Here is a 26,603-nt window from a genome sequence, read left to right as displayed (position 1 = left end):
CGGTGGATGAACTACACTACGCACGTCATGATGACGCATCACGTGACCTGCGGCACTCCGCCGTACCACCACAAGTGGATGATCAGCTGAACGTCAGGTGAACAGCTCGCCGTGCGGTGGTGGGTGGGGCTTGCCGGGACGAAACTGGTCGAGTGAGCGCAGAACTCATTGTCCTTCTCATAGTTATAGTCACGGCGTTGGCCTTCGATTTCACGAACGGCTTCCACGACACCGCGAACGCGATGGCGACCTCGATCGCCACGGGTGCGCTGGGGCCGCGTACGGCGGTGGCGATGTCCGGTGCGCTGAATTTGATCGGCGCGTTCCTCTCGGTGGAGGTGGCCAAGACAGTCTCGTCCGGGTTGCTACGTATCGACCATGTGCACGGTATGGCGTTGCTGCAGATCGTGTTCGCCGGTCTCGTCGGCGGCATCCTGTGGAATCTGATCACGTGGCTGTTCGGCATCCCGTCCAGTTCCACGCACGCGCTGTTCGGCGGGCTGATCGGTTCCGCGATGGCCGCCCTCGGCGTGTCCGGTGTGATCTGGACCGGCAACGAGAAGACCGGGCTGATCAACAAGGTCGTCGTCCCCGCCCTGCTCGCGCCCATCGTCGCGGCGATCGTCGCCGGTATCGGCACCTACATCGTCTACCGGCTGACCAAGACCTCGGACGAGGTCAAGGTGCGCAAGAGTTTCCGGATCGGCCAGATCGGCTCGGCCGCACTGGTTTCGCTGGCACACGGCACCAACGACGCGCAGAAGACCATGGGCGTGATCTTCATGGCCCTGGTCGCGTACGGCTCGGCCAACAACAGCCAGGAGATCCCGCTGTGGGTCAAGGTCTGCTGTGCGCTGGCCATCGCGCTGGGCACCTACCTGGGCGGCTGGCGGATCATCCGGACCCTGGGCAAGGGCCTGGTGGAAATCGACGCACCGCAGGGATTCGCGGCCGAGGCGTCCTCGGCGGCGATCATCCTGACCTCGGCGCAGTTCGGTCTGCCGCTGTCCACCACGCACGCGGCGACGGGTTCCATCCTGGGCACCGGCCTGGGTAAGCCGGGCGCGGAGGTGCGCTGGGGCGTGCTCGGCCGGATGGCCGTGGCCTGGGTGATCACCCTGCCGCTGGCCGCACTGGTCGGCGCGGTGTGCTGGGGTATCACCGACCTGGTTCCCGGACTGGGTGGCGTGCTGATCGACGCGGTGATCCTGGTCGCCGCATCGGGCTACATCTACCTGCGTTCGCGGAAGAACAAGGTCGACACCAGCAACGTCAACGAGGACTGGGAGGGCGGGCTCACCCCGCCGTCCGAGGTCGCCACCGCCGACAAAGCCACCACGGCCGTCTGAGGAAGGTTCCGATGCATACCTTCAACGCCATTGCGACCTCGCTCGGCGAGGTGACCTTGATCGCACTGCTCCTCGGTGTGGGTATCCCGCTGATCTTCTCGATCGGGGTGCGGTTCTGGTCGATCGAGACCGCCACCGTCAACGGTGCGCCGGGGGGACGCAACACCGTCTTCCAGGCGGTCGCGTACGTGTGCTTCGCGATCGTGCTGATCGCGGTGCTGCTCGGAATCATCTACATCGCAAAGGATTTCATCAGCCACACCTTCGACGTCCAATTGTTCGGCGCGAAGCCTCCGAAGAAGTGACGAGCGATCGCCGGGCGAGCTGGACCTGGCCCGGCGATCGGATGAGTCTGTCGTTCCGGCCGGCCGGGGCACACCGTTACGGTGGCCCCGGCCCAACTCGTGTAATCGGTTGGCGCGCATAACGATCGCGGCAGGTGCCCCGGCTTGCGCTCACGTAGCCGGGGCACGACGATGACAGCGCAGTCGCCGTCCCGGCCGTGCCGTGGCCGGCGGGACGGACAGACGAAGCGGTATCCGCCCCGGCCCGACAGAACTGGTAGAGCATGGCCTTATCCGAGATGGTGACGAAGATCGTGGACTGGTTGCGGGCCGGTTATCCGCAGGGCGTCCCGGAGCACGATTACATTCCGTTGCTGGCATTGCTGGCGCGGCGTCTGACGAAGGAAGAGATCCGTCAGGTGACCGACGCGCTCATCGAGGCCGGCGCGCTGCCCGCCGATCGGGTCGACGCCGGGGTCGTGATCACCGAGATCACCGACGAGCTGCCCCGGGAATCCGATCTCGACCGCGTCCGTTCGCACCTGATCGCCAACGGCTGGCCCGTCGACGACGACTGGTCGGAGAGGTAACGCTCACCTCGAGACCGGCCGGCTCGCCTCCCGGCCGGGGCACGGCACCGGATGACCGGCCGGATAGGCCGGGTCCAGGGCGGTTTCGACGAGATGGCGCACGACGGGATCGAAGGGGAGCATCTCGTGCTCCACGATGTCGGCCGGGCACAAATCCTGCACCCAGACGTTCCGGACGCTCGCGCCGGGACCGGCGGTCAGGAAGGTGGCCTGCGGCGGTATGGCGGTGATGTCGTACAGGGTCGCGATCGCGGTGTAGGCGACGCCCGGTTCGGTGTCGCCGCCCGCGTCGAGCCGGGTCAGGAAGTCGCTGCCCGCCACCTGCTGCAGGGCCGCGACGGGAATCAGGGTCCGGGCCGCGCTGCCGGGGAGTGTGCCGGGCTCCAGGGCCGCCCCGGTGATGCCGAGTGCGGCCAGGCCCGGCAGCGGGACGCCGTGATTGGTCCCGCCGAGGGTGATCAGATGCGCTACCCGGTTCCGCGCCGGATTCGCGGGATCGGCGCCGCCGTCGAAGCGCAGGTACTGCCGGGCGAGTGGACCGCCCTGGGAATGGCCGACGAGGTCCACCTGACGGGCCCCGGTCGCTGCGAGCACCCGCTCGACGAAGGCCGCGACCTCGCCGGCGGAGGCGGCGATGTCGCCCAGACCGTAGACGCCCGGAATCGCGCCGAGTGCGGCGTCGGCCGCCGTGCTGGTGTCCCGGCCGTAGTCCAGCGTGTAGACGCAGTACCCGTCGGCGGCCAGTTCCGGCGACAGCGCCGCCCACGCGCCCTCGTTGTCGGTGGTACCGTGCAGCAATACGACTGGTCGTGGATGTTGTTGTGCGGGAACGCAATTCCAGTCGTTCGCACCGGGTGGCGTGCCGTCGACGCCACGGGTGGGCAGGGGCAGGCCGGAGCCGATATCCGCACCCGCGGGTGCGCCGACGCACGCGAGTGCGCACACGGCGCCGACGCACAACAGAAGTTTCCGGATCGCACCCATGCCCACGCCTTCCCCCGGACACCGATGATCCCCCGGCCGAACGGCGTTCGGCCGGGGGATCGGTGGGGTTGTGTCCCGGTTGTGGCTGGTTCGGTGCCCGTTTCGAGACTCAGCCCTTGGCGGCCAGCGCCTTGGCCTCGCGACGGCGCCGGTGCAGGATCGGCTCGGTGTAGCCGTTGGGCTGGTCGCAGCCTTCGAGGATGAGTTCCTTCGCGGCCTGGAACGCGACGCTGGCGGCGAAGTCCGGAGCCATCGGACGGTAGTTCGCGTCCCCGGCGTTCTGCCGGTCGACCACCGGGGCCATCCGCTCGAGGCTGGCCACGACCTGATCGGCGGTGACGATGCCGTGCCGCAGCCAGTTCGCCATCAGCTGGCTCGAAATGCGCAGGGTCGCACGGTCTTCCATCAGCGCGACATCGTTGATGTCCGGCACCTTGGAGCAGCCGACGCCCTGATCGATCCAGCGGACCACGTAGCCGAGGATGGACTGGGAGTTGTTGTCCAGTTCGTTCGCGATCTCCTCGGCGGACCAGTTCGGGTTCGCGGCCAGCGGGATCTCCAGGATCTGGTCGACCGTGGCACGGGTGCCGCCGCGGGCGATCTCGGCCTGCCTGGTGAACACGTTCACCTGGTGGTAGTGCGTGGCGTGCAGGGTCGCCGCGGTCGGGGAGGGCACCCAGGCGGTGGTGGCGCCCGAACGCGGGTGGCCGATCTTCTGCTCGAGCATGTCGTGCATCAGATCCGGCATCGCCCACATGCCCTTGCCGATCTGGGCCTTGTGCGGCAGCGCCGCGCTCAGGCCGGTGTCGACGTTCCAGTCCTCGTAGGAGGCGATCCACTGCTGCTTCTTCATATCGGCCTTGCGGACCATCGGCCCGGCCACCATCGAGGTGTGGATCTCGTCGCCGGTGCGGTCCAGGAAGCCGGTGTTGATGAAGACGACACGGTCGCGGGCGGCATCGATACAGGCCTTCAGGTTGACCGTGGTGCGGCGCTCCTCGTCCATGATGCCGACCTTGAGCGTGTTGGCGGGCAGGCCCAGCACACCTTCCACGCGGGCGAACAGCTCGTTGGTGAAGGCGACCTCGTCCGGGCCGTGCATCTTGGGCTTGACGATGTAGACCGAACCGGTGCGCGAGTTGGACACCTTGGCCTCGCCGCGCAGACTGTGCATCGCGGTGAGCGAGGTGAACAGCGCGTCCAGGATGCCCTCGGGAACCTCGTCGCCGTTGGCGTCCAGGATCGCGTCGCTGGTCATCAGATGTCCGACGTTGCGCACGAACAGCAGCGAACGACCGTGCAGCACAACGTCTTTCCCGTCCAAGCCGGTGTAGACGCGGTCCGGGTTCATGGTGCGGGTGAAGGTCTTGCCGCCCTTGCTGACCTCTTCGGCCAGATCGCCCTTCATCAGGCCGAGCCAGTTGCGGTAGCCGAGCACCTTGTCCTCCGCGTCGACCGCGGCGACCGAGTCCTCGAAGTCCATGATCGTGGTGACCGCGGACTCGAGTACGACGTCCTTGACTCCGGCGGTGTCGGTGCTGCCGATCGGGGAGGACGGGTCGATCTGGATGTCGATGTGCAAACCGTTGTGGCGCAACAGGACCGAGGTCGGCGACTGCGGAGAGCCCAGGTAGCCGACGAGGGCGGAGGCGTCGGCCAGGCCGATGTCGGTGCCGTCCTCGAGGGTCACCTCGAGCTCGCCGTCGACGATCTTGTACGCCTTGGAGCCGATGTGCGAGCCGGTGATCAGCGGCACCGCGTCGTCGAGGAAGTTGCGCGCCCACTCGATGACCTTGTCGCCGCGGACCTTGTTGTAGCCGGTGCCCTTCTCCGCGCCGCCGGTCTCGGGGATGGCGTCGGTGCCGTACAGGGCGTCGTAGAGCGAGCCCCAGCGCGCGTTGGCGGCGTTGATCGCGAAACGCGCGTTCATCACCGGAACCACCAGCTGCGGGCCCGCGGTGGTGGCGATCTCGTCGTCGACATTCTGCGTGCCGATGGCGAAGTCGGCCGGCTCGGGACGCAGATATCCGATCTCGGTCAGGAACTGCTTGTAGGCCTTCTTGTCGTACCCGGCGCCCCGGTTCTCGGCGTGCCAGGCGTCGAGCTTGCCCTGGATCTCGTCGCGTTCGGTCAGCAGGGCACGGTTGCGCGGGGCGAGGTCGTTGATGACCTGCTCGGCACCGGTCCAGAACGCGGCGGAATCCACACCGGTGCCGGGGAGCGCCTCGTTCTGCACGAAGTCGTGCAGAACACTTGCCACCTGAAGCCCGCCGACCTGAATCCGCTCTGTCATCTACTGCCTCATTTCGAGAAAGCCGGATGGAAAAAGTACGACCGTCATGTTACTCGGCGGTAATAGCCCGTTGGTACCTACCCCACGCGAATCCGCTCTGCGGTTCCGGGTCTCGCCGCCGTTGGGGACCGCGTTGTGACCTTTCCGTTACCATGGTGAGCGCAAACCGATAACTCGATGTTAGGAAGTTTGATGGGCAGTACTGCCATCGATGTGGTGCACGTGATTCTCGCGCACGCGACCGCGTTCTGGAACTGGTTCTCCACGGGGTCTTCCGGCTTCCCGCCGCTTTAACCAGCCGTGAGCGATGCCCGCCGGACGATCCGGCGGGCATCGTCGTTTTCGAGGGCCGTCGTACGGATTCTCAGGGGAGTGGCTCGGCGCCCAGTTGTTGCAGCATGAGCGCGATGATTCCGGCCTCCTGGCCCTGGCCGGTGATCATCGCGCGGGCCTGCTCCTTGACCGCGCCGGAACGCAGGGTGTGATCGGCGGCGCGGGCCATGGTGATGCCGCCCAGATGATGGCGATACATCAACTGCAGGAACAGAACCGCGGCGTCACGGCCGCGGGCGGCGGCGAGGGTGTCGAGCTGGGCCTGCGAGGCCATACCGGGCATGGTGGCCGCGGCCGGGGCCGTGGCGGTGGTCATCGGCATGCCGGAACGCATCGGCGCGGCAGCGGTTTCGGTGTGCATCCAGGCCATCGGATGTGCGGACATGGGCGAGGCGCCGGCCAGCCGCAGCCAGCCCAGCATGGTGCCGATCTCGATCCGCTGGGACTGATCGATCTGCCGCGCGAGCCGAAGTAGCGTCGGGTCCACGCCGGGATCGAGCCGTTGGACCATGAACAGCGCCTGTTCGTGGTGCGTGATCATATCCTGCGCGAAGCCGATCTCCACGTTGTCGAGAATCGGTGGGGGCGTGTGGTGTTCGGGCAGGATCACCGGGCGCAGCGCGGCGCCGACGACCAGCAGGATCAGTGCCGTCGCGGCATAGGCGGCGATGCGGTACGCCCGCGCGCCCAGCCGCGCCCACGCCGGAAACTCTCGGCCCATCAGGACCCTACGATCGAATGTTGGTTCGCGGGAGGCGAATACACGTTCCGGTCCAGTTGCAGGACCATGAAACCGTTGTCGTTGCAGGTGGTCCACAACTGACTGCCGTGCCATTCCGGCGGGGCGAAACACCAGTCCGTGGACAGATCGCCGAGGGCCACCATTCCGGTGCGCGGCGAAAGCGCCTCGGCCGGATCGAATTTTCTGTCCAGCACCGCGCGGGCCATCGAGAAGCCTTCCAGTGCGGGCGGTCCGATGAGCGAGGCCAGCGCGTGCGGGGAGTTCCACAGATCCAGGTTCTGTCCGGTGCGCGCGGGTGGGTTGTAATAGGCGATCTCGCGGGCGTGGAACGGATTCCGCACATCGAACACCCGGATGCCCGAGGACTCCCAGCCGCAGGCCAGCGCGGTCGGATCGTCCGGCCGGTCGGCCGCGCAGTAGTGCGGGTCGTAGGAGAACACCGAACCGCCCATCGAGGAGGCCAGTTGGCTGTCCAGGTGGTCGGGCAGGTTGATCTCCAGCTTGATCTTGTTCACCACGTGCGGATTTCGTTCGTCGGAGATGTCCACGAGCTTCACCCCGCCCGCGCCCGCCTCGTCGACGGTGAACAGGTACGGTTTGCCGCCGTAGCTGACCGGAATGCTGTGCTGGGTGGCCCAGCCGTCGGTCCAGAACACCCGGCCGATGTGGTTCACCTGCGGGTTCGGGTCGCGTCGCTGGACGGCGCTGATGTCCAGCACGGTGAAGCCGGCCAGCGCCGACAGGTACATCCTGTTGCCGTCGGGGCTGATGCCGAACCCGTGCGCCTCGATTCCGGCCAGCCCCTGCCAGATCACGTGCGGATTCGACGGATCGGTGAGGTCCACGGCGCTGAGGAAGCCGGGCGCGATGCCCGAGGCCCAGTAGGTGCGGCCGTCGGCGGAGAAACCGCCCTCGTGCGTGGTGATCGGCAGTGGCATGGCCAGGTTGGTACCCGGGCCGGGGTTGAGCAGTCGCGGATGCGCGCAGTCGGAGATGTCGTAGACCGACAGCAGGCCCGCACCCACGAGGAATGGAACGCCGGTGCCCACCAGCAGTTTTCGCGCGGTATTGACCTTCAGGCTCTCCCACGTGCCCGCCAGCATCGCCGGCTCGGTGAGGGTGGCGGTGAGCACCGGATGCGCCGGATCGGCCACATCGAGCACCTGCACGCCCTGCGCCGGGCCCAGGATATTGCCGGGGAAGAACGAGCCGGTGTAGGAGCAGTGGTCGAAGGTGGTGGAGGTGATGCCCGCGCCGCGCCCGGTGTAGCCGCCGAGCAGGGCGATGTTGCAGCGGTAGCCCTGTTTGCTGCGGCCGCTGTCGCGGTCGGCGGCCGAAACATCGCCCTGCATACCGGTTTCCGGCAGGGAGCCCGGTCCGCAGTTCGCCCGCGGCACCGATGTCGTTCCGACGTCCAGGAATTGCCGCACCTGCGTGGCGATGTCGGATTGCAGATCGGCCGACGCCCCGCCCAGCGGCAGCGTCGCCGCCGCGAGTAGTGCCGCCAGCAGCACCAGAACCGGTTTGGACCGCCGAATTCCCGTGAACCGCCTCATCGCGGAACCCCCAACCTGTCAGCCGGAATCGCGTCGGCGTCCGGGCGGAATCGCCCGCTCACGTCGACAATCGGGAACGGTAACTCACATAACTGGCCGGTAGGTTCGTTTTCGCGGAATAGCTTTCGCGGTTCGCGGGCGTCTTCGACCCGTTTTCGAGTTGCTCCCGGTGCGGAATTGCTGGTCACCTGTTGGATACCGGGTGATCGTCGAGCATGCGGCGCGAGTTCGCCGAACGCCGAGACCCGCCGCAGCCGTGTGGTCGGTGCCGCTGCGATCCGGTTGTGTCCGAATCACCGTGCCGGAACGGATATTTCGGCGAGACACTCGTGACGCGCCACGGAATCGCCGGTACGGAAACTGCGGAATCAGCGGCGGCGGGGACGGCATGCCGTGATCGAGCGCGGTCCGTCCGGTCGCGTACCGGTGGGAATCGGTGTCCGATCCGGTCACCATGGGCGGCCCGGCTGGAGTCGCCTCGCGGGGGTGGTGCCGAGACAGGTGGCGCGGGTCGGTACGCTCGCCTGCGACCTGCGAAAGGAGCGTTCATGAGCGTCGCTGCCACCGCCGATCGATTCGCGGATATCGCATTCCCACTGCCGCCGTGTGCGGACGAGAGTCGAGCGTTCCACGAGCAATGGCCGGTGCGGCTCGGGGATACCGACGGTAATGCGCAATTGCGGCTCGACGCGGTGGCTCGGTACCTGCAAGACGTGGGGTACGACCATCTGCAGGCGGTGGAGGAGGGCGATCTGCATCAGGGCTGGATCGTGCGGCGCACGGTGATCGATATGCTCGCGCCGATCGAATTCGGCGATCGGGTGCACCTTCGGCGCTGGCCGTCCGCGCTGTCGAACCGATGGTGCAATATGCGCATCCAGGTCCGCGGCGAGAACGGCGGGTTGATCGAGACCGAGATGTTCATCATCCACGTCGACCTCGAGGCCGGACGCCCGGCCCGGATGAGTGACCGCTTCATGGCTCCGATGCTCGCGGCGACCACGGAACACCGGCTGCGCTGGCGTTCCGCGCTCGCCGAGCGTGCCGACGGCGACACCGAGCGCTGGTCTTTTCCGCTGCGGGTGACCGATGTGGACCGCTACGGCCACGTCAACAACGCGGTGCACTGGGAGGCGATCGAGGAGGCGCTGGCGCGGCACCCGCGGACCATGCCGTACCGGGTGATCCTCGAACACGCCGGTCCCGTGCTGGCCGGTGACGAGGTGCTGATCCGCACCTGGCAGGGGGAGTCCGCGTTGCAGGTGCAGCTGGAGGTCGACGGCAGCGCCCGGACGCTCGCGCGCGTCGAATCGCTCCGCTCGGCCTGAGCGGCCGGGTACCGGTCCGGCCGCGGATCGAAATCAGTTGCCGCGGAACGCCTTCGGCGCGCTGATGCGGTGACGGTGCGGAATCCGGCCGGAACGGGAGCGTCGGCGTGGCGGCCGAGGCGGTTCGTCGCCGAGTTCGGCGAGCAGTTCGCGGCGGCGGTCGAGCGGGATACCGCGCCGGTCGCGGTGGATCAGCGCACCCTCCATCGCCCACAACATCCGCGGGTCCAGCCCGCGGACTCCGGCCGCGCGCATGCGTCGATACGCCTCGACCGCGCCGATCGCCGCCAGATCCTCCAGCGAGTGCACCTCGGCGACGCCGAGCATGGCCGCGGCCGTGTAGCCGAGGGTCCAGCCGCGGTCGCGAAACACCCGCACTCGCAAATGTTCTTCGCCCCTGATGGTTTCGGCCTCGTCCCAGACCGCCGCGCGCAGTTCGTCCGGGTTCGTCGATGCCTCGGCCGAGGACAGTACCTGCGCGCGGGCCTGAGCGGCGATGTTCACCATCGGGCCGAATCGCCGGAAGATCTGGATCTCCCCGTCGTACCCCCGATCCCAGGGGCCGAGGTAGGTGTGGTCGGTGCCGTAGGCGTTGGTGGTGTCCAGACGGGCCGCCTGTAGCGCCCAAGCGCGGGACCGGTCGGGGGTGTCGGGGGTGAGCACGAGCAGTCCCGCGCGCCGGGCGACGGCGCCGTTGTCCGGTCGGTGACGGTGGTGGCGCCACCAGGTGTCCCACCACGTGTCCAGCGTCGCGGGCTCGAGCGTCAGGTCCAGGCCGAACGAGCGCCAGCGTACGGTTCCCGCCGGATTCGACAGCGGCAGAAGGTTTTTCAGAGTCCGGGCGGCGTTGTCGCCGAATGCGGTACACCAGCCCGGGACCAGCACGATCGGGTCGGCCGGATCGGCGTCGAACGGCGTCGGCGCCAGGAACGGGCGGTCGATCAGCACAACCGTGCCCGGCCGCGCCTGATACGACAGGCCCCACAGCAGCCGCGCCAGCAATCGTGCGCCGTGGTCGTCGGAGAGCAGGTGCCAGGTTTCGTGAAAACGGTTGGTGCTGAACCGGACCCGCGTCCCCGGCCGCAGGGTGATCACGCTGCGGACAGGGCCGTGCGCCCGCATCGGATGCCGATGCAGTTTGAGTCCGTCGGCGACGGATCGTGCCGTGCCGGGTCGTTGCTGTTTCATCGCCCTCCATGACGCCACGCCGGCGCCTCGGGTTCAAACGATTTTCCCGAGCCGTGCCGGGACGGCCGATCCGGTGACCTCGCGGCGGAGACCTGTGGACGACGAGAGAACGGGAACGCGGGCGATCGTCGTGGTCTACGTGGTGGCGCGGTCTATCTGCGGTTCCCGAAGGGCTCCTGAGCGCGAGGTCAGGCGAGACCGAAGCTTCCGTTGGCGGCCTCGGGCGGGTTCGGCGCGGTCGCCTCGGCCGGAGCGGCGGGCAGTGTGGTCTCGGCGGCCAGGCCCTTGGTGGCGGCGGTCGTGCGGATCGCGTCCACGACCAGCAGCAGGGCGGCTCGTCGCGCGGTGTTGCTGCGGTAGGCCAGCGATACGGTCCGGGTGAGTGAGTCGCCGAGCGGGAGGATGTCCACGCCCGGCGGGCGCAGCGCCAGGCCGAGGTCGGAAACCAGGGTGACGCCCAGTCCGGCCGCGACCATCGCCATCGCGGTGGCCTGCTCCTCCACCTCGTGATCGATCCGGGGCGCGAGCCCGGCGGACTGGAACGCCAGCCGGACCGCGTGCCCGAAATGGGACCGCGAGGGCGCCAGAATCCACGGATGTTCGGCCAGGTCGGTCAGCGTCACACCGGCCATCGCCACCGCGTCGGCCGGCACCGCGGCGTGCAGCCGTTCGACGGCGATGACCGTGCGTTGCAGATCCCGGTCCCAGGTCATCGGATAGTTCGAGTACTCGAGTACGAAGGACAGATCCAGCGCGCCGTCGCGGACCGCCGCGGCCGTGGCCTCCGGGGCCAGCTCCTTGGTCCGCACCAGGATTCCCGGATGGGTGCGGGCGAGGGTGGTGAGCGCGTCGGGAAGCAGGCCGGACGCCACCGACGCCCACACACCGGCGGTCACCTTGGCCGTGACCGATTCACCGGCCTCCTCGAGCGCCTGGGTCGCGCGCTCGACCGCGGCGAGGATTTCCTCGGCGTGCTCGGCGAGCAGCACACCGAGATCGGTCAGCTGTAAGCGGCGGCCGCGCCGCTCGAACAACCGCGTGCCGACATCACGTTCGAGCTGCGCGAGCTGCTGAGATACCGCCGAAGCCGTGTAGTGCAGTGCGTTGGCGGTCGCCGTGATGGTTCCGCGTCGGTTCAACTCACGCAACATCCGCAGGCGGGCCAGCGACAGATCCATGACATCGAGCCTAAAGGCGAGTGGCTGCTTCCCGCCGGGGCGATCCAGCGCTCTGCAGGAACGCTGAAAACCTCCGTTAATGAACCGTAAATGGACGCAGAAACAGGTTTAGCCGCAGGCTGGAGGCGCGTCGGACGTGAAGTTCGGCCGGGACGACGAGGTCCGCAACGGGAGATGACGTGCCCACTGCCCTCGGATCGGCGGCGGGTGCGAGGACGAACAGGAGGCGATCGCTGTGACGACGCTACAGGAGCCGATCGAGGGGACCCCGCACGTGACCACACCCACCGTTCCGGCACTACCGACCGAGACGGTCGCCCCTGCCCCCGTTCGCCGTCCCGAGCCGTACATGCGCCTGCAGTGGACGGATTCGCTGACCGGCGCGGTCGGTTACCTCGTCGTGCACACGCTGCGCTCGGGTCTGGCCACCGGCGGCACCCGGATGCGGGCGGGTTGCACGTTGACCGAGGTCGAGGATCTGGCTCGCGGTATGGCGAACAAGACAGCCACCTTCGACCTGCCGGTCGGCGGCGCCAAGGGCGGCATCGACTTCGACCCCAAGGACCCGCGCGCGGTCGAGGTGCTGGAGCGGTTCTGCGAGGCCATGCGACCCTGGATCGACGCGCACTGGGTCACCGCCGAGGACCTGGGAGTCCCGCAGCACCTGATCGACGAGGTCTTCGAGAAGTTGGGCCTGGGCCAGAGCTATCACGCCGCGATCCGCCGGGCCGATGATCCGGCCGCGACGCTGGAACGAGTCCGCAACGGGCTCAACGCCGCGGTCGACGGCGGATTCCTGCTCGGCGACGTGATCGGCGGATACGGTGTCGCGCACGCCTGTCTCGCCGCCGCGGTGTCCTGGGGGCAGTCGCCCGCGGAGACCACCGTCGCGATCCAGGGCATCGGCACCATGGGCGGCGCCGCCGCCTACTACCTGCACGAGGCCGGGATGACGGTCACCGCGCTGGCCGATGCCGCGGGCACCCTGTACCGCGCCGGGGGGTTGGACGTTCCGGCGCTGCTGGACCTGCGTGACGGTTTCGGTGAGATCGACCGCACGCGGCTGCCGGAGGGTATCGAGCAGTTGCCGCGCACCGCGATCCTGTCCATGGACGCCGATATCCTTGTCCCCGCGGCGATCTCGTACGCGATCACGCCGGACAACTCGTTCGATATCGCCGCGCGCGTCGTCGTCGAGGCCGCGAACGCCGCCACCACACCGGAGGCGGAGGCCATGCTCGCCGCCCGGGGTGTCCCGGTCCTGCCCGATTTCGTCGCCAACGCCGGCGCCGTGGCCTGGGCCTGGTGGTTGTTGCTCGGCCAGGTCGACGACAACCCGGAGAACTCCTTCGACCGGCTGCGCACCATCATGCACAGCAAGGTCGCCGAACTGCTGTCGGCGTGGACCGAGCACGGCCGCACCCCGCGCGAGACCGGCCACCACTGGGCCGACGACCCGGCCCCGCTCGCCGGGCCGGTCATCATCCCCTGAGCACCGCGGGCCCGGCCAAATCCGCCGGACGATCGGCCGGCTACGCCTCGGTGAGCGCCCGGATGGCCTCCCGAAGCCGGCCGGTCGCCTCCTCGGCCACCTCGTCGACCGCCGGAACGTCGACGAGACCGGACATCATGCGCGGGTCCGCGGCCTCGACCAGCACGACTCCCGGATCGATATCGCGAACGACGACGTTGCACGGCAACAGCAGTCCGAGGCGGCGTTCGGTGTCGAGCGCCCGATGTGCCAGCGGCGGATTGCATGCGCCGAGAATGAGGTAGTTCTCCATCTCCGCGTCGAGTTTCGCGCGCATCGTCGCCCGCACGTCGATTTCGGTCAGAACACCGAAACCCTGCTCCGACAGTGCCTTTCGGGTCCGCTCGACCGCATCGTCGAAAGGTGCGCGCACTGTGGCGGACAATGTCGGATCGGTTTGCATCACATCACCTGCTTTCTGTCAGCCGGACAACCGGCGAAATGGGTTTCTGCGGTTGGCGTCGGAGCCGCTGCCGTCCGAGTGTCCGGGGCACCACTGTTCGGCGGGGACCCGTGCGCGGACCTGGTCGATGTGCCGCCCGCACCCGGACCAGGTCGTCCTACCACAGGTTTTACACCGGATCGGGCTGCACATGTCGTTCCTTTCCGCGATAGTTCACGCCGGAGCGTCTGCGAGGGCGCCGGCGAATTCGCGGCATGCTTCGTAGGCGCGCGCCCCGTGGATGGTGGCCGGCCCGCCGTGCATGAGGAAGGTGACGCCGATCGCGTCGGCGGCTTCCTGGTGAGTGGCCCCGGCGCGCGCGGCGGCCTGTCCGTGCGAGGCGATGCAGCCATCGCACTCCTCGACCACGCCGATCGCCGGCGCGATCAGCTCCTTGGTCTTGCGGTCGAGCGCTCCGGGCGCGAATGCGGCGCCACTGAGTTCGCCGAAGCCTCGGTAGACCTCGGGGACGGCCCGGCGCAGCGCACGGTGTTGCGGGGTGTTCGCGCAGCACCTCGGCGCCGTGGCGGGAGATGTGCGCCTCTTGCTCCGTCATCGCCCGGATGAAGCGCGCGCACGGCCATCTGGCCATCTCGCGCGGGTGATCCGCATGATGGAGGAGTGCGCCGAATGTGAGGACGTTCTCACTCAGCTGGCGGCGGTGAACAAGGCGCTGAGCCGCAGCGGGTTCGCACTCGTCACCACCGGCCTGCAACAGTGCCTGACCAGCGAAGATCCGGACAGTGTGAATGTGAAGAAGCTGGAGAGACTCTTCCTGTCCCTGGCCTGACCAGCGGACGCTCGCGAACGGGCGCTCAGGCGGCGCTGCGTTCGTGCGCCGGGCGGCGGCGCAGGTGCGGGTTCTGCAGGGCGGGGGGCTGATAGGCCTGGTCGAGAGTGCCGACGTCGGTCCCGGGCGGAACGATCTCGTCGATGCGGTCGAGGATGTCGTCGCCGAGGGTGACCTCGATACCGCTGAGCAGCCCCTCGAACTGGTCCATGGTGCGCGCGCCGAGCAGGGCGCTGGTCACGCCGGGGTGGGCGATGGTGAACGCCATGGCCAGATGGATCAGCGGCAGGCCCGCCTCGGCCGCGAGCGGGATGAGCTGTTCGACCGCCTCGATGCGGCGTTCGTCGTTGAGCGACCCGAGCATTCCCGCGCGGCGCACGTCGTTCTCCTGGCCCTTGCGGATGCGGCCGGTGAGCAGTCCCTGGCCCAGCGGGCCCCAGACGAGCACGCCCATGCCATAGCGTTGCGCGATCGGCAGCACATCGCGTTCGATAGCGCGGTTGAGGATCGAGTAGGGCGGCTGTTCGGCGCGGAAGCGTTCGTATCCGCGACGTTCGGCGACCCACTGAGCCTCGATGATGTCCGAGGGGGGAGTGTTGGAGGACCCGATCGCGCGAACCTTTCCGCTGCGGATCAGATCGGACAGCGCCGAGAGGGTCTCCTCGATATCGGTTTCCGGGTCCAACCTGTGGATCTGGTAGAGGTCGATGTGATCGGTCCGCAGGCGGCGCAGCGAATTCTCCACCTCGGCCATGATCCAGCGCCGTGAGGTGCCCTGCCGATTGGGGTCCTGGCCCATCGGGCGGCTCACCTTGGTGGCGAGTACCACGTCCTCCCGGCGGCCTCGAAGTGCTTTGCCCACAACCTCTTCCGAGTCGCCGTAGGCGTCGGCGGTATCGATGAGGTTGATTCCCGCGTCCAGCGCCCGGTGGATGATGCGGGCCGAGTCGCCGGGGTCCGGATTGCCCACGCTGGTCGCGAACATCAGTGCGCCGAGCGCGTACGGACTCACCCTGATACCGGTGCGGCCGAGTGTGCGGTACTGCATGGAGAGCTCCTGGGATCGGGTGACGGATGTGGTCGCCGGCCGTGCCGTGTCGTACGCTCGACCTAAGCGGAAAGCTATTCCGGAACTATACGGAAAACTTTTCCGGTTAGGCAAGAGAGGGATCGAATTGACCGATGAAACGCCGCTCACCGGCCAGGATCCGGGTGGCGGCGCGGGTGCGGCTGCGCCGCGCCGGCGACGGGCCGACGCGCAACGCAATGTCGACGCGCTGCTCGAAGCGGCCAAGAGCGTCTTCGCGCTCTCGGGCGTGGACGCGCCCGCGAAGGAGATCACCGATCGCGCCGGAGTCGGCGTCGGCACGTTGTACCGCCATTTCCCGCAGCGGTCCGATCTGGTCGCGGCCGTACTGGAACGCGAGATCGACGCATGCGTCGAGTTGGGCCCGGCTCTGGCCGCCGCCCACCGCCCGGTCGAGGCGCTGGCGAAGTGGTTGCACCGTCTCACCGAATTCGTCGGAACCAAACGAGGGCTCGCGGCCGCAATACATTCGGACGCACCGAAATTCGACGATCTGGCCGGGCGCCTGCTGAAGCGGCTCGAACCCGTGCTCGGCGAGCTGATCGACGCGGCGGTCGCGACTGGTGAAGTCCGCGACGACATCGGCCCGCGAGAACTGGTTCACGCGGTGGCCCTGCTCTGCCAGCCCGTGCCAGGCGAAGATCTTGCCTACAACCAGCACATGGTGAGCATCCTCGTGGACGGATTGCGGCGCGGATGACCGCGCGGCCGATGTCACCGAGCCCCGGGCGGTGCCGACCTATCGAACGAAAAGCCGGCCCGGTCAGCTGACCGGGCCGGGCAATCGATTGTGTGGCAACAGGATTCGCGCGAATGTTCCGCTACTTCGGGTCCAGGACGAAGACCGGGATCAGCCGATCGGTCTTGGTCTGGTACTCCGCGTAGGGCGGGTAGGCGGCGACGGCCCGCTCCCACCACTCGGCGCGCTCGGCGCCCTCGACCTCACGGGCGACATACTGCTTGGTCACGGTCCCGTCCTGCAACGGGAACTCCGGATGCGCCTTGATGTTGTAGTACCAGACCGGGTGTTCGGGTGCGCCCCCCTTGGAGGCGACGACCGCGTAGTGACCCTCGTGCTCGACCCGCATCACCGGGGTGTACCGCAGTTTGCCGCTCTTCGCGCCGCGCAACGTCAACAGCACGACCGGCGACCCGACGACCTCGATGCCCTCGGTGGTGCCGGTCTCGAGGATCTTCTTGGTCTGATCCTGTACCCAGTCCGTGGGGCTCAGCTCTACCGTCTCATCTGTCATATTCAGGCCCAACGGTGTGCGGATCGTTCTCATTCCCGGTGCGGGCGCGGGCATAGCAAACCCCTGGTCATCGGGTATCGGTACCGCTAGGCGCGAGCGCCGCCCGATCGGCCGGGCCGATCGGCGCGCTGACCGCGCTCGGTGTCGGGCGCGGTGCCGACATGCACGAGGTGCCGCGATACCGGATCATCGCGGATATGCCGAAACCCTACTTCTTCCCGGATCAGCTGGACGAAACCGGTTGTCCCACATGGCTCAGCGCGCTCGCCGGGCAGGAACACGATCCGAATCACCTGGTGCACATCGTGCGTGATCTGGAACCGGCCGATGCGCTGGCGGTGTTGGGCGTCGACCGGCAGGAGATCATGCCGTGTGCCCTGCCGGCCCGAAAGCCCGGCGATCGGACGTCGATGGCCAGGGCCGCGGTCGATCCGCTGAACCCGATCGTGGTGCTCATCGCCGGGCGCGTCGGCGAGTGGACGTTCATCTACGACGACCTGGGCGAGACCGGCTACGTGTGGCACCTCGACCAGCGCCCGCCGGTGCAGGCGGTGTCGGCGCTGTCCAGCGCGGGCGGCGCGGCCGCCACGAGCGTCGTGTCGATAACCGGGCACGTCAACTTCGACTATGCGGTAGACGGGGAGACCCTGTGCTATCACTCCCGGGACGATTCCGACCTCGACGATCCCGCCGGGGTGCCCGCCGAGGTGCGTGCGGCCGTCGAGGCGGCCGGAGCGGTCGAGGCCGAGTACGACGACGGGATCACCATGCGGATCATCTGCGCGCTCGGTGGACTGCCGCGCACGTTGGACGAATTGCGCGAGGTCCCGTTGCTGATCGCACCGCACGACTCACGGCCGGAGCTGTTCCTGAAGCGTCGCTGACATCGGCGCCGCAACCGTATCCGTTCCGATGAGCCGGCCGGGCGCGCGGCCCGGCGTCCGCCACCCGATCGTGAACTCGCTGCGGTCGGAATGCTCGGCTACAGCGTTCGAACGTCTTCGGGCCGAACGTCTTCGGGCATACCGGCGAGCAGTTCCAGGCACGCGGTGAGCAGCCGGGCGCGCAAGCCCTCGGCCTGTTCCGCGATCTCGGACTGCCGCCGCGCGTAATCGGCTCGTCCGGACGGCGTTTCGATGGCGATCGGCTCGTAACCGAATTCGGACAGATCGTAGGGACTTGCTCGCATATCGAGTTCGCGTGCGGTGCAGGCGAGTTCGAAGCAGTCCAGCAGCAGGCCCGACTCGACCAGCGGGACGAGTTTGAAGGCCCACTTGTACAAGTCCATGTTGGCGTGCAGGCAGCCGGGTTGTTCGCGCATGACCTGGTCGTCGCGGGTCAGCGGCTCGGCGTTGCGCGGGACCGCGTCCGGGGTGAAGAAGCGGAAGGCGTCGAAGTGCGTGCAGCGCAACGACATCGACTCCACCACGGCATCGGTGCCGGCGTGGCCGAGGCGCAGCGGCACCTGCTGATGGCGGACCTCCCGCGAGCGATACACCATCGCCCATTCGTGCAGGCCGAAGCAGGACAGCCGGGCAGGGCGGGACGCGGTGGCGCGCAACAGGTTCGCCACGAATTCGATGGTGTCGCGGCGGCGCAGCAGATACCCGGCGTCGGCGGCCCAGGCGCCCGCGCCCGAGGCGGTCTCGTGCTGTCGGTACCCCCGTGCGCCGTCGTACTCCGAGGCATTCTCCAGCGCCACACCGTAACCAGGGTGCCAGCGCCGCAACTGGGCCGGCTTGTGCCCGTAGTAGGTGAACAGGAAGTCGATGACCGGATGTTTCGACCCCGCCGCCCGGCGTCGCAGATACGGGCCGACGAGAGTATCGACCCGGTCTCGATGCACCCGCGCGCGGGCACGCCATTGCGACTCGGCAAGTAGATCGTGGGCCGGATCGGTCATCGCGGCTCTCATTCGGCGATCCGGTGGGTGGCGTCGCGGACCGTGCCCACGAACTCCTCCACCAGATCCTCGAGCGCGACGATGCCGACGGTGTTGCCGCGACTGTCGACCGCGCGCCCGAGGTGGCTGCTGGTACGGCGCAGCCGCGAGAGCGCCTCGTACAGGGTGGTGCCCATACTCACCGTCGGCAGCGGACGGATATCGGCGCGGGGGATCGGCGTGCCCGGGCCCGCGTCGTCGTCGGCTACCTTGTCCAGCACATCCTTCACGTGCAGATAGCCGACCAGCGAACCGTCGCCGGTGCGGACCGGATAACGGGAGAAACCCGTCTCGGCGACCGCGGATTCGATATCGCCGAGCGTGGTGCCGTCCCCGCGCAGGGGCACGCACCGGGTCTTGGCCAGCGGCACCATCACATCGGCGACGATGCGGTCGGTGGTGCCCAGCGCCTGGGTGAGACGACGATGCTCCTCCTCATCGATCAAACCCTCCGAGCGGGATTCCCCGAGCATCTCGGCCAGCTCCACGGACGAGACCGTGGTGTCCAGCTCGTCCTTGGGCTCGATCCGCAGCGCCCGCAGCGACAGATTCGCGGCAAGGTTGTAGCACACGATCACCGGACGGGCCAGCCGCAGCCAGCTCAACATCACCGGAACCAGAAGCAGCGCAACGCGTTCCGGCCCGGCCAGGGCGATGTTCTTCGGGATCATCTCACCCAGCAGCATATGCAGCATCACCACCAGGCACAGCGACAGCGCGAACGAGATCGGGTGCAGCAACTGCTCGGGTACGTGGGCCAGATCGAAGGGGTATGTCAGCAGATGCGCGATGGCCGGTTCGCCGATCCGGCCCAGCAGCAGCGAGGCGATGGTGATGCCCAGCTGGGCGGCGGCGAGCATCATCGACAGGTGCTCACCGGCCCGGATGACCGTCACCGCACCGCGTTTGCCCTGCGCCTGCAAGGCTTCGAGCCGATCGCGGCGAGCGGAGATGAGCGCGAATTCCGCGCCGACGAAGAAGGCGTTGCAGCCCAGCAGCACCAGCGTCAGCAGCACGCCGAACAGATCACCCATTGCTGAGCTCCCACTTCGCCACCGCGTCGGCGTCCACCGGCTGCAGCAGCACCCGGTCGATCCGGCGTCCGTCCATGCGTTCCACCCGGGCCAGCCAGCCGCCGCCGGAGTGTATTCGGCCCGAACTCTGTTGGCCCGTACCCGGATCGGGCAGCAGCACTTCGTCACCGGTCTCGGGGATCCGGCCCAGCCGGGTCAGCACCAGACCGCCGAGGGTTTCGTATTCGCCCTCGGGCGCGTCGTATCCGGTGGTGCGGGCGACCTCGTCGATGCGCAACAGACCCGAGCAGTTCCAGCCCGCGGAGGTGCGGCGCACGTCGAGTTCCTCCTCGTCGTGCTCGTCGCGCACATCGCCGAGGATCTCCTCGATGATGTCCTCCATCGTCACCAGGCCCGCGGTGCCGCCGTATTCGTCGACCACCAGCGCCACCTGCATACCGTCCGCGCGGACCCGTTCCAGCACCGAGTCACCGTCCAGGCTCGCCGGAACGATCGGCACCGGGTGGGCGATGGCGCGCAGCACGATGTGGCGGCGCTCCCGGACCGGATGCAGGAATGCCTGCTTGACGTGCACCACGCCCAGGGTGTTGTCCAGATCGCCGTCGATCACCGGGAATCGGGAGAATCCGGTGCGGTTCGCGGCGGCGATCAGGTCGGCGATGGTCTCGTCCCGATCCAGGGTTTCGATCTTCACCCGGGGCGTCATCAGTTCCTCGGCGCTGCGCTCGCCGAATTCCAGGGAACGGCCCACCACCTGTGCGGTGCGCAGGTCCAGCGCGCCGTGTAGTGCGGAAGTCCGGACCAGTGATCCCAGTTCCTCCGGGGAGCGCGCCGAACGCAACTCCTCGGCGGGTTCGATGCCCAGATGCCGCACGACCCAGTTGGCGGTGCCGTTGAGCAGCTTGATCAACCAGGAGAAGGCCGTGGAGAAGGTGATCATCGGGATCGCGGTCAGGCGCGCGATGGCCAGCGGCGCGGTGATGGCGATGTTCTTCGGCACCAGCTCGCCGTAGACCATGGACAGCGAGGTGGCCAGGATCAGCGAGATGACCAGCGAGATACCCCGGGCGGCTCCCGGACTCGCCCCCAGCGCGGTGCACAGGGGTTCGAACAGCCGGGCCAGGACGGGTTCGGCGATATAACCGGTCACCAGGGTGGTGAGGGTGATGCCGAGCTGCGCGCCGGACAACTGGAACGACAGTGTCCGGTGTGCGTGCCGGACCTGGCGCGCGCGGCGGTCACCGTCGCGGGCATGTGCCTCGACGATGCTGCGTTCCAGGGCGGTGAGCGAGAATTCGGCGGCGACGAACAGCGCCGTGCCGACGGTGAGCGCGACGAAGCCCACCAGACTCAGAATCGTGAGCAGGACGGACACGTCTCAACACCGTCCCCGATGTGTGAGGTGTCCGGGAATTGCTGCGGTTACGGGGGCGCCGGGTATGTCACCCGGCTCGGTAGAGGAGCCCTCCTGAGTGGCGCCCTCGGACGCGGGTGACAACTGGTTCCTTTCGCAAGCGGAAGCTGTTCTTCGATACGGACGCCGTCGCGGGCCTTCCTCGTGCCCGGACCGGCAACCTTCATGTTACCGGGAGCCGCTGCCCGAGTCGCCACCGCGGCGTGCGGCGGCGACCCGGGCAGCGGCCGAGCGGGACTCTCACCACCCGGACGGGAGCGGACGACCCTCGGCGAACCCGGCCGCGGACTGCACGCCGAGCACCGCCTTGTCGTGCAGTTCGTCCAGCGTGCGGGCCCCGGCGTAGGTGCAGGCGCTGCGCACGCCCGAGCAGATGTGGTCGAGGAGGTCCTCCACACCCGGCCGCTCGGGATCCAGGCGCATCCGCGAGGAGGAGATGCCCTCCTCGAACAGCGCCTTGCGGGCCCGGTCGAAGGCGTTGTCGGTGGCGGTGCGGGCGGCGACCGCACGCTTGGACGCCATGCCGAAACTCTCCTTGTAGGCGTTGCCGTCGCGGTCGACCCGCAGGTCGCCGGGGGATTCGTAGGTGCCGGCGAACCACGAGCCGATCATCACGTTCGACGCGCCCGCGGCGATTGCCAGGGCGACGTCGCGCGGATGCCGCACGCCGCCGTCGGCCCAGATGTGCACGCCCAGATCCTTTGCCGCCGAAGAGCATTCGGCCACGGCGGAGAACTGCGGACGGCCCACGCCGGTCATCATCCGGGTGGTGCACATCGCGCCGGGCCCGACACCGACCTTGATGATGTCCGCGCCGGCCGCGGCCAGATCGCGGGTGCCTTCGGCGGAGACCACATTGCCCGCCACCAGCGGAACGCCCAGCCGCAGATCGGCCACCGAACGCAGCGCCTCGAGCATCTTGATCTGGTGGCCGTGCGCGGTGTCCATGACCAGGACGTCGGCGCCCGCGTCGACCAGTGCCTTCGCCTTCGCCGGCACGTCGCCGTTGATGCCGACCGCCGCCGCGATGCGCAGTTTGCCGGAGGCGTCGACCGCGGGGTCGTAGATGCCGGTGCGCACCGCGCCGGTGCGGGTGAGCACGCCGGCGAGCGTGCCGTCCGCGGCCAGCAGAACCGCGAGGTGCGCGTGCTGGGCTTCGAGGATCTCGAAGATCTCACGCGGTGAGGCGTCGGCGGCGGCGGTGACGAATCCGGTCTCGGCGACGCTGCCCAGGCGCGCGAAGCGATCCACGTCGGCGCAGGCTGCCTCGGTGACCACGCCGATCGGCCGGTCGTTCTCCACGACCACCACCGCGCCGTGCGCGCGCTTGTGAATCAGCGCGAGCGCCTCGGAGACCGAATGGTCCGGGCCCAGCACCACCGGGGTGTCCGCGACCAGGGAGCGGGTCTTCACGAAGGAGATCGTGTCGGCGGCCGCGCCGAGCGGAAGATCCTGCGGCAGTACCACGATGCCGCCGCGGCGGGCGACCGTCTCGGCCATCCGGCGGCCCGCGACCGCGGTCATATTGGCCACCACGATCGGGATCGTCGTGCCCGTCCCGTCGCTGGTCGACAGGTCGACGTCGAATCGGGACGTGACTTCCGTCCGATTCGGGACGAGGAAGATGTCGTCGTAGGTCAGGTCGTAGGGCGGCTGATGGCCCGGTAGAAACTGCACTCCGGCAATTGTAGGGGAACCAGCGGGTTGCGCGGACGAGCTCGGCCGACGTCGTGGGCCGGTCACCGGCCGATCGAGGGTGCCAGCGGCGGTCAGCGGTTCCGGCGGAACAGGGTGCGCCACCACCGTGGCGCGGCCGGCGCGGCGGGCGTGTGCTCGGCGGTCGCCGGGCGCTGTGGCCGTGCGGCGGGTTGCCGCTGGGCGCGCCACTGCGCGACCACCTCGTCGGCGCGGACGGGCCGGACGTTGACGTGCGGGCCGTGCGGCATCCGCAACCAGGCGACGATCCGGGCGTTGAGCTCGCCGACGTGCTCCCGGACCCGCTGCTCGGAATTCATCCCCCGCACCTCGTCCGGCAGCCGTTCCACATCGCGCCGCAGCAGCAGGGACGGTGGCAACATGCCGTCGCCGCTCACACCCTCGCGTCGCAGATAGTCCTTCAGCCACCAGTTCTCGTCGTAACTCTGCCCGGCATCGGGCAGCGGCTTGCCCGCACCGGGCAGATCATCGAATTCGCCGCGCTCGGCCGCCTCACGAATCTGCTTGTCCAGCCACGACTCCTGGGTCATACCGGCGGGTTTGCGTTCGGTCATCGTGACCCCTCCCGTGATCGACTGATGTCAGCCTAATCGATCCGACTGTCCGAATTGCCGGAATATTCGGCAGTGTGCATGGAATCGCCGATGATCCCGCCGAAACGGTTGCGCATGTCCATCGCATGCCCTGGAACCTCGGTGTTCAGGGCGACCCTGGCGAGTAGCGGCTCGCAAGGCGCTTGCCGGGCAGTGCGCCCGAGCGTGGCCGAATCAGCGATCGTTCCGCGGTTCGCTGGGTGCGGCGTGTCCGTTCGTCATCCGCACAGTGCAGGTCCCGCCGCAGCCTCGTTCCGGGTGCAGCTCCGCGACGATGGATCCGCGTTCATCGCCGCATAGGAGGCGGGGATCGCGCCGAACTCGGTAACGAAGCGTGTGCCCGCACTGTCCCCGGTTCGGGAGCCTTGTGGTCCGCGGTGGTGACATTCACCGCGATAAGCACCAACTGCCGCAATCCGAAATCGCTTGTCCGCCTTGTTTATCAGTAAGCCGAAGGTGTGCCGGTCAGCGGAAGGTGGTTCCGCTCGCCGGATCGCACGGACGCTGTCGGAGCAATGCCGCTCGACGATGCGGCTGTTCGCGGTGTGCGGCCGCCGTCGCTCCAGCGAGTCAGCGGGTACGGCGGTTGCGCCGGGTGGAATACGAGCGGCCGGGGCGGGGGCGGCGATGGTGATCACCGGGGGTGGTCCGAGGAGTCTGCGGGGGAGCGGGTGCGGTCGGGTCGGGGACCGGGGTGCCGGACGGGCGGCGGGCTCCGGTGAGGTCGGCCAGGGGACGGTCGCCGGGGCGGATCTCGGTGTGGGCGGGGCGGATTCCCGCGTCCCGCAGCAGTTGTTCGGCCGTCTCGCGCTCGTCCGCCGTGACCAGGGTGACCACCGTGCCGGTGGCGCCCGCGCGGGCGGTGCGGCCCGCGCGGTGCAGGTAGTCCTTGGGATCGGCGGGCGGGTCGACGTGCACGACCAGGGATATGTCGTCGACGTGGATGCCCCGGGCGGCGACGTCGGTGGCGACCAGAACGGGCGCCGAGCCGTCGGCGAATGCGGCCAGGGTGCGGGTGCGCTGATTCTGAGCCTTGCCGCCGTGCAGCACCGCCGCCGCGATACCGGATTCACGCAGCCGGCGGGCCAGTTTGTCCGCGCCGTACTGGGTGCGTACGAACAGCAGCGTGCGACCCTCGCGGGCGGCGATCTCGGTGACCACCGCGCGTTTGTCGGCCTTGCGCAGATGCAGCAGGTGGTGGGTGATCGCCGGACTCGATCCGATCTCGCCCGACGAGGCGGCGCCGCGCGGCCCGGAGGCGGCCCGCTGATCCGGCGTAACCGCCTGCGGCACAACAGTATTCGGGATACGTGCGCTGCTCGGCGGTGCGTCGGCCGAATACGGTACCGGATCGCGCAGATACCGCCGCACCAGCACGTCCACCGCGTCGTCGAGGGTGGCCGAGAACAGCAGGTGCTGGCTGTCCTCGGGCAGCCGATCCAACAGGGCGGTGACCTGGTCGAGAAATCCGAGCTGGGCCATGTGATCGGCCTCGTCCACCGCGACGACCCGGACCGCGTCGAGTCCGACCGCGCCCTGTGCGATCAGATCGTCGAGTCGGCCGGGAGTGGCGATGAGCAGATCCACGCCGCGTTCGAGCCGCTGAACCTGGCGGGCGATCGGGACGCCGCCGACCGCGCTGCCCAGCCGGAGCCCGAGGGCCAGGGCGGGTTCGTCCAGGGCCGTCTCGATTTGCAGGGCGAGTTCCCGCGTCGGTGCGAGGACCAGTCCGCGCGGCCGCCGGGGTGCCGATGCCGCGCGGGTGAGCCGCACCAGCATGGGCAGGCCGAAGGCGAGGGTCTTGCCGGAACCCGTCGCGGCCCGGCCCAGCACGTCGCGTCCGGCGAGAACGTCGGGCAAGGTCGCGGCCTGGATCGGGAAGGCGGTCTCGAGTCCGGCCCGGCGCAGCGCCTGCACCAGCGGAACCGGCAGGCCCAGATCGGCGAACCGCGGCGCGCGAACCGCGCCCGGCTCAGGCACGGAACAGGCGCTTCAGCTCGACCAGCCAGGGAATGGCAACGGCGAGGGTCGGCACCACCAGGATGGCCGCGGCCGCGAGATAGGCCGCCATCGCGATACGCAGATCGCCCAGCGGGCCGGCCAGGCGCTGGATGCGGATGAGGGTGGTCGGGCCGCCGACGGCCATCGCGCCCTGGGGCGCGGTCGAATTGGAACAGGCCACCAGCGCGCGGGCCAGCGGCGTCGCGCCGGTGACCTTGACCGCGGAATCGTCGGCGAGCAGTTCGATCAGCAGCTTCACCGAGTCGAGCGCGGATTTGCTGCGCACGAATCGCGGGAAGGCCTCGTGCGCGGCGGTGAACGCCTCGAGTACCAGATCGTGCCTGGCACGCAGATGTGACCGTTCGTGGCTGACGATCGCGGTCAGCTCCGATTCGTTCAGGCTGGTGAAGGTGCCCTGACTGAGCACCACGCGGCGGCGCAGCCCGGGCAGGCAGTAGGCGATCGGCTCGGCCGCGGCCAGCACGCGGATGTCGGCGGCGCGATGGCCACTCAGATCGCCGCCCTGATCGAGCAGATCGACCAGGATGCGGTGACGGGTCCGGCGGCGCCGGGTGTGGATGCCGACCCGGACCACCATGTAGATCAGGCGTGCGCCGACCAGCAGGGTCAGTGCGAGGACGATCACGTAGGCCGACCACAGCGGCAGGCCGAGTGCGTGGATCTCCCGGGTGGGCGAGGTGGTCGGCCGCCCGTCCGGGCCCGGAACCAGCAGCAGGCTGGCGATGGCCAGGCCGGAGCCGAAGGCACTGAGCACCGCGGCCAGGGCGACGGCCTGCCACAGCACCAGGGCCGCCCGTGGCGTCCGGTACGGCCACGAGGCTCGGCTGAGCAGGGCTGGGACCGGTCCCGCCAGAAGCAAAGCGAGACCGGCGAATACCGGCGCGGTTGCGTTCATGCTCAGCTCACTGCGTTGTGGGGCCAGGGCCCGAGATCGCGGCGCGGGAACGCCGCAGT

The 26,603-nt window shown here is 68.7% G+C and carries 26 protein-coding genes; 8 read left to right on the top strand and 18 right to left on the bottom strand.

Annotated elements, in window-relative coordinates; all coding sequences use genetic code 11:
• The first annotated feature begins 152 nt into the window (after positions 1–152).
• The 3 genes from AC5WS7_RS10030 to AC5WS7_RS10020 all read left to right on the top strand — a co-directional run bounded on the left by AC5WS7_RS10030 (position 153) and on the right by AC5WS7_RS10020 (position 2,223).
• Positions 153–1,349, top strand: a complete 1,197-nt coding sequence (locus AC5WS7_RS10030) for an inorganic phosphate transporter (RefSeq protein WP_495954140.1) — start codon at positions 153–155, stop codon at positions 1,347–1,349.
• 11 nt (positions 1,350–1,360) lie between these two features.
• A complete protein-coding gene (locus AC5WS7_RS10025; RefSeq protein ID WP_495954139.1) occupies positions 1,361–1,654 on the top strand; it encodes a hypothetical protein in 294 nt (97 codons plus the stop codon).
• A gap of 263 nt (positions 1,655–1,917) precedes the next feature.
• Complete coding sequence (locus AC5WS7_RS10020) at positions 1,918–2,223, top strand: DUF3349 domain-containing protein (RefSeq protein ID WP_495954138.1); 306 nt, start codon at positions 1,918–1,920, stop codon at positions 2,221–2,223.
• Between the two features lie 3 nt (positions 2,224–2,226).
• On the opposite strand, the gene AC5WS7_RS10015 is transcribed toward AC5WS7_RS10020, so the two are convergent.
• The 4 genes from AC5WS7_RS10015 to AC5WS7_RS10000 form a co-directional block, all read right to left on the bottom strand.
• Positions 2,227–3,207: an esterase/lipase family protein gene (locus tag AC5WS7_RS10015; RefSeq protein WP_495954137.1), complete on the bottom strand. Its 981-nt coding sequence runs from the start codon at positions 3,205–3,207 to the stop codon at positions 2,227–2,229.
• Positions 3,208–3,316: 109 nt separating this feature from the next.
• Positions 3,317–5,500 carry a malate synthase G gene (locus AC5WS7_RS10010; RefSeq protein ID WP_495954136.1) on the bottom strand — a complete coding sequence of 728 codons (2,184 nt, stop codon included), beginning with the start codon at positions 5,498–5,500 and terminating at the stop codon, positions 3,317–3,319.
• Between the two features lie 364 nt (positions 5,501–5,864).
• The gene (locus AC5WS7_RS10005) at positions 5,865–6,554 is read right to left on the bottom strand and encodes a DUF305 domain-containing protein (protein ID WP_495954135.1); all 690 of its coding nucleotides are present in this window, start codon (positions 6,552–6,554) and stop codon (positions 5,865–5,867) included.
• Entirely contained in the window at positions 6,554–8,131 is a 1,578-nt protein-coding gene (locus AC5WS7_RS10000; protein ID WP_495954134.1) for an LVIVD repeat-containing protein, read from the bottom strand. Before AC5WS7_RS10000 ends, AC5WS7_RS10005 begins: the two co-directional genes overlap by 1 nt.
• Before the next feature lie 548 nt (positions 8,132–8,679).
• On the opposite strand from AC5WS7_RS10000, the gene AC5WS7_RS09995 reads away from it, so the two are divergent.
• On the top strand, positions 8,680–9,459 hold the full coding sequence (locus AC5WS7_RS09995) for an acyl-[acyl-carrier-protein] thioesterase (RefSeq protein ID WP_495954133.1): 780 nt from the start codon (positions 8,680–8,682) through the stop codon (positions 9,457–9,459).
• Between the two features lie 33 nt (positions 9,460–9,492).
• On the opposite strand, the gene AC5WS7_RS09990 is transcribed toward AC5WS7_RS09995, so the two are convergent.
• The gene (locus AC5WS7_RS09990; protein ID WP_495954132.1) at positions 9,493–10,647 is read right to left on the bottom strand and encodes a TfoX/Sxy family DNA transformation protein; all 1,155 of its coding nucleotides are present in this window, start codon (positions 10,645–10,647) and stop codon (positions 9,493–9,495) included.
• Between the two features lie 188 nt (positions 10,648–10,835).
• Positions 10,836–11,825, bottom strand: a complete 990-nt coding sequence (locus AC5WS7_RS09985; RefSeq protein ID WP_495954131.1) for a LysR family transcriptional regulator — start codon at positions 11,823–11,825, stop codon at positions 10,836–10,838.
• Between the two features lie 349 nt (positions 11,826–12,174).
• Between AC5WS7_RS09985 and AC5WS7_RS09980 the strand changes: the two genes are divergently transcribed.
• Positions 12,175–13,317 carry a Glu/Leu/Phe/Val dehydrogenase dimerization domain-containing protein gene (locus AC5WS7_RS09980; RefSeq protein ID WP_495954520.1) on the top strand — a complete coding sequence of 381 codons (1,143 nt, stop codon included), beginning with the start codon at positions 12,175–12,177 and terminating at the stop codon, positions 13,315–13,317.
• Between the two features lie 40 nt (positions 13,318–13,357).
• Here the strand turns inward: AC5WS7_RS09980 and AC5WS7_RS09975 are convergent, their stop codons facing one another.
• Genes AC5WS7_RS09975 through AC5WS7_RS09965 form a run of 3 tightly spaced genes read right to left on the bottom strand, consistent with a single transcriptional unit; the run spans position 13,358 to position 14,281 of the window.
• Positions 13,358–13,759, bottom strand: a complete 402-nt coding sequence (locus AC5WS7_RS09975) for a DUF302 domain-containing protein (protein ID WP_495954130.1) — start codon at positions 13,757–13,759, stop codon at positions 13,358–13,360.
• Positions 13,760–13,777: 18 nt separating this feature from the next.
• Positions 13,778–13,951 carry a DUF8730 family Cys-rich protein gene (locus tag AC5WS7_RS09970; RefSeq protein ID WP_495954129.1) on the bottom strand — a complete coding sequence of 58 codons (174 nt, stop codon included), beginning with the start codon at positions 13,949–13,951 and terminating at the stop codon, positions 13,778–13,780.
• A gap of 21 nt (positions 13,952–13,972) precedes the next feature.
• Positions 13,973–14,281 carry a carboxymuconolactone decarboxylase family protein gene (locus tag AC5WS7_RS09965; protein ID WP_495954519.1) on the bottom strand — a complete coding sequence of 103 codons (309 nt, stop codon included), beginning with the start codon at positions 14,279–14,281 and terminating at the stop codon, positions 13,973–13,975.
• 16 nt (positions 14,282–14,297) lie between these two features.
• Here AC5WS7_RS09965 and AC5WS7_RS09960 point away from each other — a divergent pair, with 16 nt between their 5' ends.
• A complete protein-coding gene (locus tag AC5WS7_RS09960) occupies positions 14,298–14,588 on the top strand; it encodes a metal-sensitive transcriptional regulator (RefSeq protein ID WP_495954128.1) in 291 nt (96 codons plus the stop codon).
• A 25-nt stretch (positions 14,589–14,613) separates the two neighbouring features.
• Here AC5WS7_RS09960 and AC5WS7_RS09955 read toward each other — a convergent pair whose 3' ends face one another.
• Positions 14,614–15,636 carry an aldo/keto reductase gene (locus tag AC5WS7_RS09955; RefSeq protein WP_495954127.1) on the bottom strand — a complete coding sequence of 341 codons (1,023 nt, stop codon included), beginning with the start codon at positions 15,634–15,636 and terminating at the stop codon, positions 14,614–14,616.
• Positions 15,637–15,763: 127 nt separating this feature from the next.
• Here AC5WS7_RS09955 and AC5WS7_RS09950 point away from each other — a divergent pair, with 127 nt between their 5' ends.
• Positions 15,764–16,375: a TetR/AcrR family transcriptional regulator gene (locus tag AC5WS7_RS09950; protein ID WP_495954126.1), complete on the top strand. Its 612-nt coding sequence runs from the start codon at positions 15,764–15,766 to the stop codon at positions 16,373–16,375.
• Positions 16,376–16,496: 121 nt separating this feature from the next.
• Here AC5WS7_RS09950 and AC5WS7_RS09945 read toward each other — a convergent pair whose 3' ends face one another.
• On the bottom strand, positions 16,497–16,928 hold the full coding sequence (locus tag AC5WS7_RS09945; RefSeq protein ID WP_495954125.1) for a nitroreductase family deazaflavin-dependent oxidoreductase: 432 nt from the start codon (positions 16,926–16,928) through the stop codon (positions 16,497–16,499).
• Positions 16,929–17,089: 161 nt separating this feature from the next.
• Here AC5WS7_RS09945 and AC5WS7_RS09940 point away from each other — a divergent pair, with 161 nt between their 5' ends.
• Positions 17,090–17,812 (top strand): DUF6461 domain-containing protein, encoded by a 723-nt coding sequence (locus AC5WS7_RS09940; protein WP_495954124.1) that lies wholly within the window; start codon positions 17,090–17,092, stop codon positions 17,810–17,812.
• A 98-nt stretch (positions 17,813–17,910) separates the two neighbouring features.
• On the opposite strand, the gene AC5WS7_RS09935 is transcribed toward AC5WS7_RS09940, so the two are convergent.
• The 7 genes from AC5WS7_RS09935 to AC5WS7_RS09905 all read right to left on the bottom strand — a co-directional run bounded on the left by AC5WS7_RS09935 (position 17,911) and on the right by AC5WS7_RS09905 (position 26,544).
• A complete protein-coding gene (locus tag AC5WS7_RS09935; protein ID WP_495954123.1) occupies positions 17,911–18,831 on the bottom strand; it encodes a 3-methyladenine DNA glycosylase in 921 nt (306 codons plus the stop codon).
• An 8-nt stretch (positions 18,832–18,839) separates the two neighbouring features.
• Positions 18,840–19,904 carry a hemolysin family protein gene (locus tag AC5WS7_RS09930; RefSeq protein WP_495954122.1) on the bottom strand — a complete coding sequence of 355 codons (1,065 nt, stop codon included), beginning with the start codon at positions 19,902–19,904 and terminating at the stop codon, positions 18,840–18,842.
• Positions 19,897–21,279 (bottom strand): hemolysin family protein, encoded by a 1,383-nt coding sequence (locus AC5WS7_RS09925; RefSeq protein WP_495954121.1) that lies wholly within the window; start codon positions 21,277–21,279, stop codon positions 19,897–19,899. Before AC5WS7_RS09925 ends, AC5WS7_RS09930 begins: the two co-directional genes overlap by 8 nt.
• A 279-nt stretch (positions 21,280–21,558) precedes the next feature.
• Positions 21,559–22,995, bottom strand: coding sequence for a GuaB1 family IMP dehydrogenase-related protein (locus AC5WS7_RS09920; protein ID WP_495954120.1), 1,437 nt, complete (start codon positions 22,993–22,995; stop codon positions 21,559–21,561).
• A gap of 92 nt (positions 22,996–23,087) precedes the next feature.
• On the bottom strand, positions 23,088–23,588 hold the full coding sequence (locus AC5WS7_RS09915; RefSeq protein ID WP_495954119.1) for a DnaJ family domain-containing protein: 501 nt from the start codon (positions 23,586–23,588) through the stop codon (positions 23,088–23,090).
• A gap of 609 nt (positions 23,589–24,197) precedes the next feature.
• On the bottom strand, positions 24,198–25,607 hold the full coding sequence (locus tag AC5WS7_RS09910) for a DEAD/DEAH box helicase (RefSeq protein ID WP_495954118.1): 1,410 nt from the start codon (positions 25,605–25,607) through the stop codon (positions 24,198–24,200).
• A complete protein-coding gene (locus AC5WS7_RS09905) occupies positions 25,600–26,544 on the bottom strand; it encodes a M56 family metallopeptidase (RefSeq protein ID WP_495954117.1) in 945 nt (314 codons plus the stop codon). Before AC5WS7_RS09905 ends, AC5WS7_RS09910 begins: the two co-directional genes overlap by 8 nt.
• Positions 26,545–26,603 lie beyond the last annotated feature (59 nt).

Source organism: Nocardia sp. PLKS1-43 (assembly GCF_059510335.1).
This window is presented reverse-complemented; position numbering and strand designations above follow the sequence as displayed.

Coding starts and splice junctions, on each gene's coding strand:
- AC5WS7_RS10025 (WP_495954139.1), top strand. CDS start 1,361: ATGCATACCTTCAACGCCATTGCGACCTCGCTCGGCGAGGTGACCTTG.
- AC5WS7_RS10020 (WP_495954138.1), top strand. CDS start 1,918: ATGGCCTTATCCGAGATGGTGACGAAGATCGTGGACTGGTTGCGGGCC.
- AC5WS7_RS10015 (WP_495954137.1), bottom strand. CDS start 3,207: ATGGGTGCGATCCGGAAACTTCTGTTGTGCGTCGGCGCCGTGTGCGCA.
- AC5WS7_RS10010 (WP_495954136.1), bottom strand. CDS start 5,500: ATGACAGAGCGGATTCAGGTCGGCGGGCTTCAGGTGGCAAGTGTTCTG.
- AC5WS7_RS10005 (WP_495954135.1), bottom strand. CDS start 6,554: ATGGGCCGAGAGTTTCCGGCGTGGGCGCGGCTGGGCGCGCGGGCGTAC.
- AC5WS7_RS10000 (WP_495954134.1), bottom strand. CDS start 8,131: ATGAGGCGGTTCACGGGAATTCGGCGGTCCAAACCGGTTCTGGTGCTG.
- AC5WS7_RS09995 (WP_495954133.1), top strand. CDS start 8,680: ATGAGCGTCGCTGCCACCGCCGATCGATTCGCGGATATCGCATTCCCA.
- AC5WS7_RS09990 (WP_495954132.1), bottom strand. CDS start 10,647: ATGAAACAGCAACGACCCGGCACGGCACGATCCGTCGCCGACGGACTC.
- AC5WS7_RS09985 (WP_495954131.1), bottom strand. CDS start 11,825: ATGGATCTGTCGCTGGCCCGCCTGCGGATGTTGCGTGAGTTGAACCGA.
- AC5WS7_RS09980 (WP_495954520.1), top strand. CDS start 12,175: ATGCGCCTGCAGTGGACGGATTCGCTGACCGGCGCGGTCGGTTACCTC.
- AC5WS7_RS09975 (WP_495954130.1), bottom strand. CDS start 13,759: ATGCAAACCGATCCGACATTGTCCGCCACAGTGCGCGCACCTTTCGAC.
- AC5WS7_RS09970 (WP_495954129.1), bottom strand. CDS start 13,951: ATGTGCAGCCCGATCCGGTGTAAAACCTGTGGTAGGACGACCTGGTCC.
- AC5WS7_RS09955 (WP_495954127.1), bottom strand. CDS start 15,636: ATGCAGTACCGCACACTCGGCCGCACCGGTATCAGGGTGAGTCCGTAC.
- AC5WS7_RS09945 (WP_495954125.1), bottom strand. CDS start 16,928: ATGACAGATGAGACGGTAGAGCTGAGCCCCACGGACTGGGTACAGGAT.
- AC5WS7_RS09940 (WP_495954124.1), top strand. CDS start 17,090: ATGCACGAGGTGCCGCGATACCGGATCATCGCGGATATGCCGAAACCC.
- AC5WS7_RS09935 (WP_495954123.1), bottom strand. CDS start 18,831: ATGACCGATCCGGCCCACGATCTACTTGCCGAGTCGCAATGGCGTGCC.
- AC5WS7_RS09930 (WP_495954122.1), bottom strand. CDS start 19,904: ATGGGTGATCTGTTCGGCGTGCTGCTGACGCTGGTGCTGCTGGGCTGC.
- AC5WS7_RS09915 (WP_495954119.1), bottom strand. CDS start 23,588: ATGACCGAACGCAAACCCGCCGGTATGACCCAGGAGTCGTGGCTGGAC.
- AC5WS7_RS09905 (WP_495954117.1), bottom strand. CDS start 26,544: ATGAACGCAACCGCGCCGGTATTCGCCGGTCTCGCTTTGCTTCTGGCG.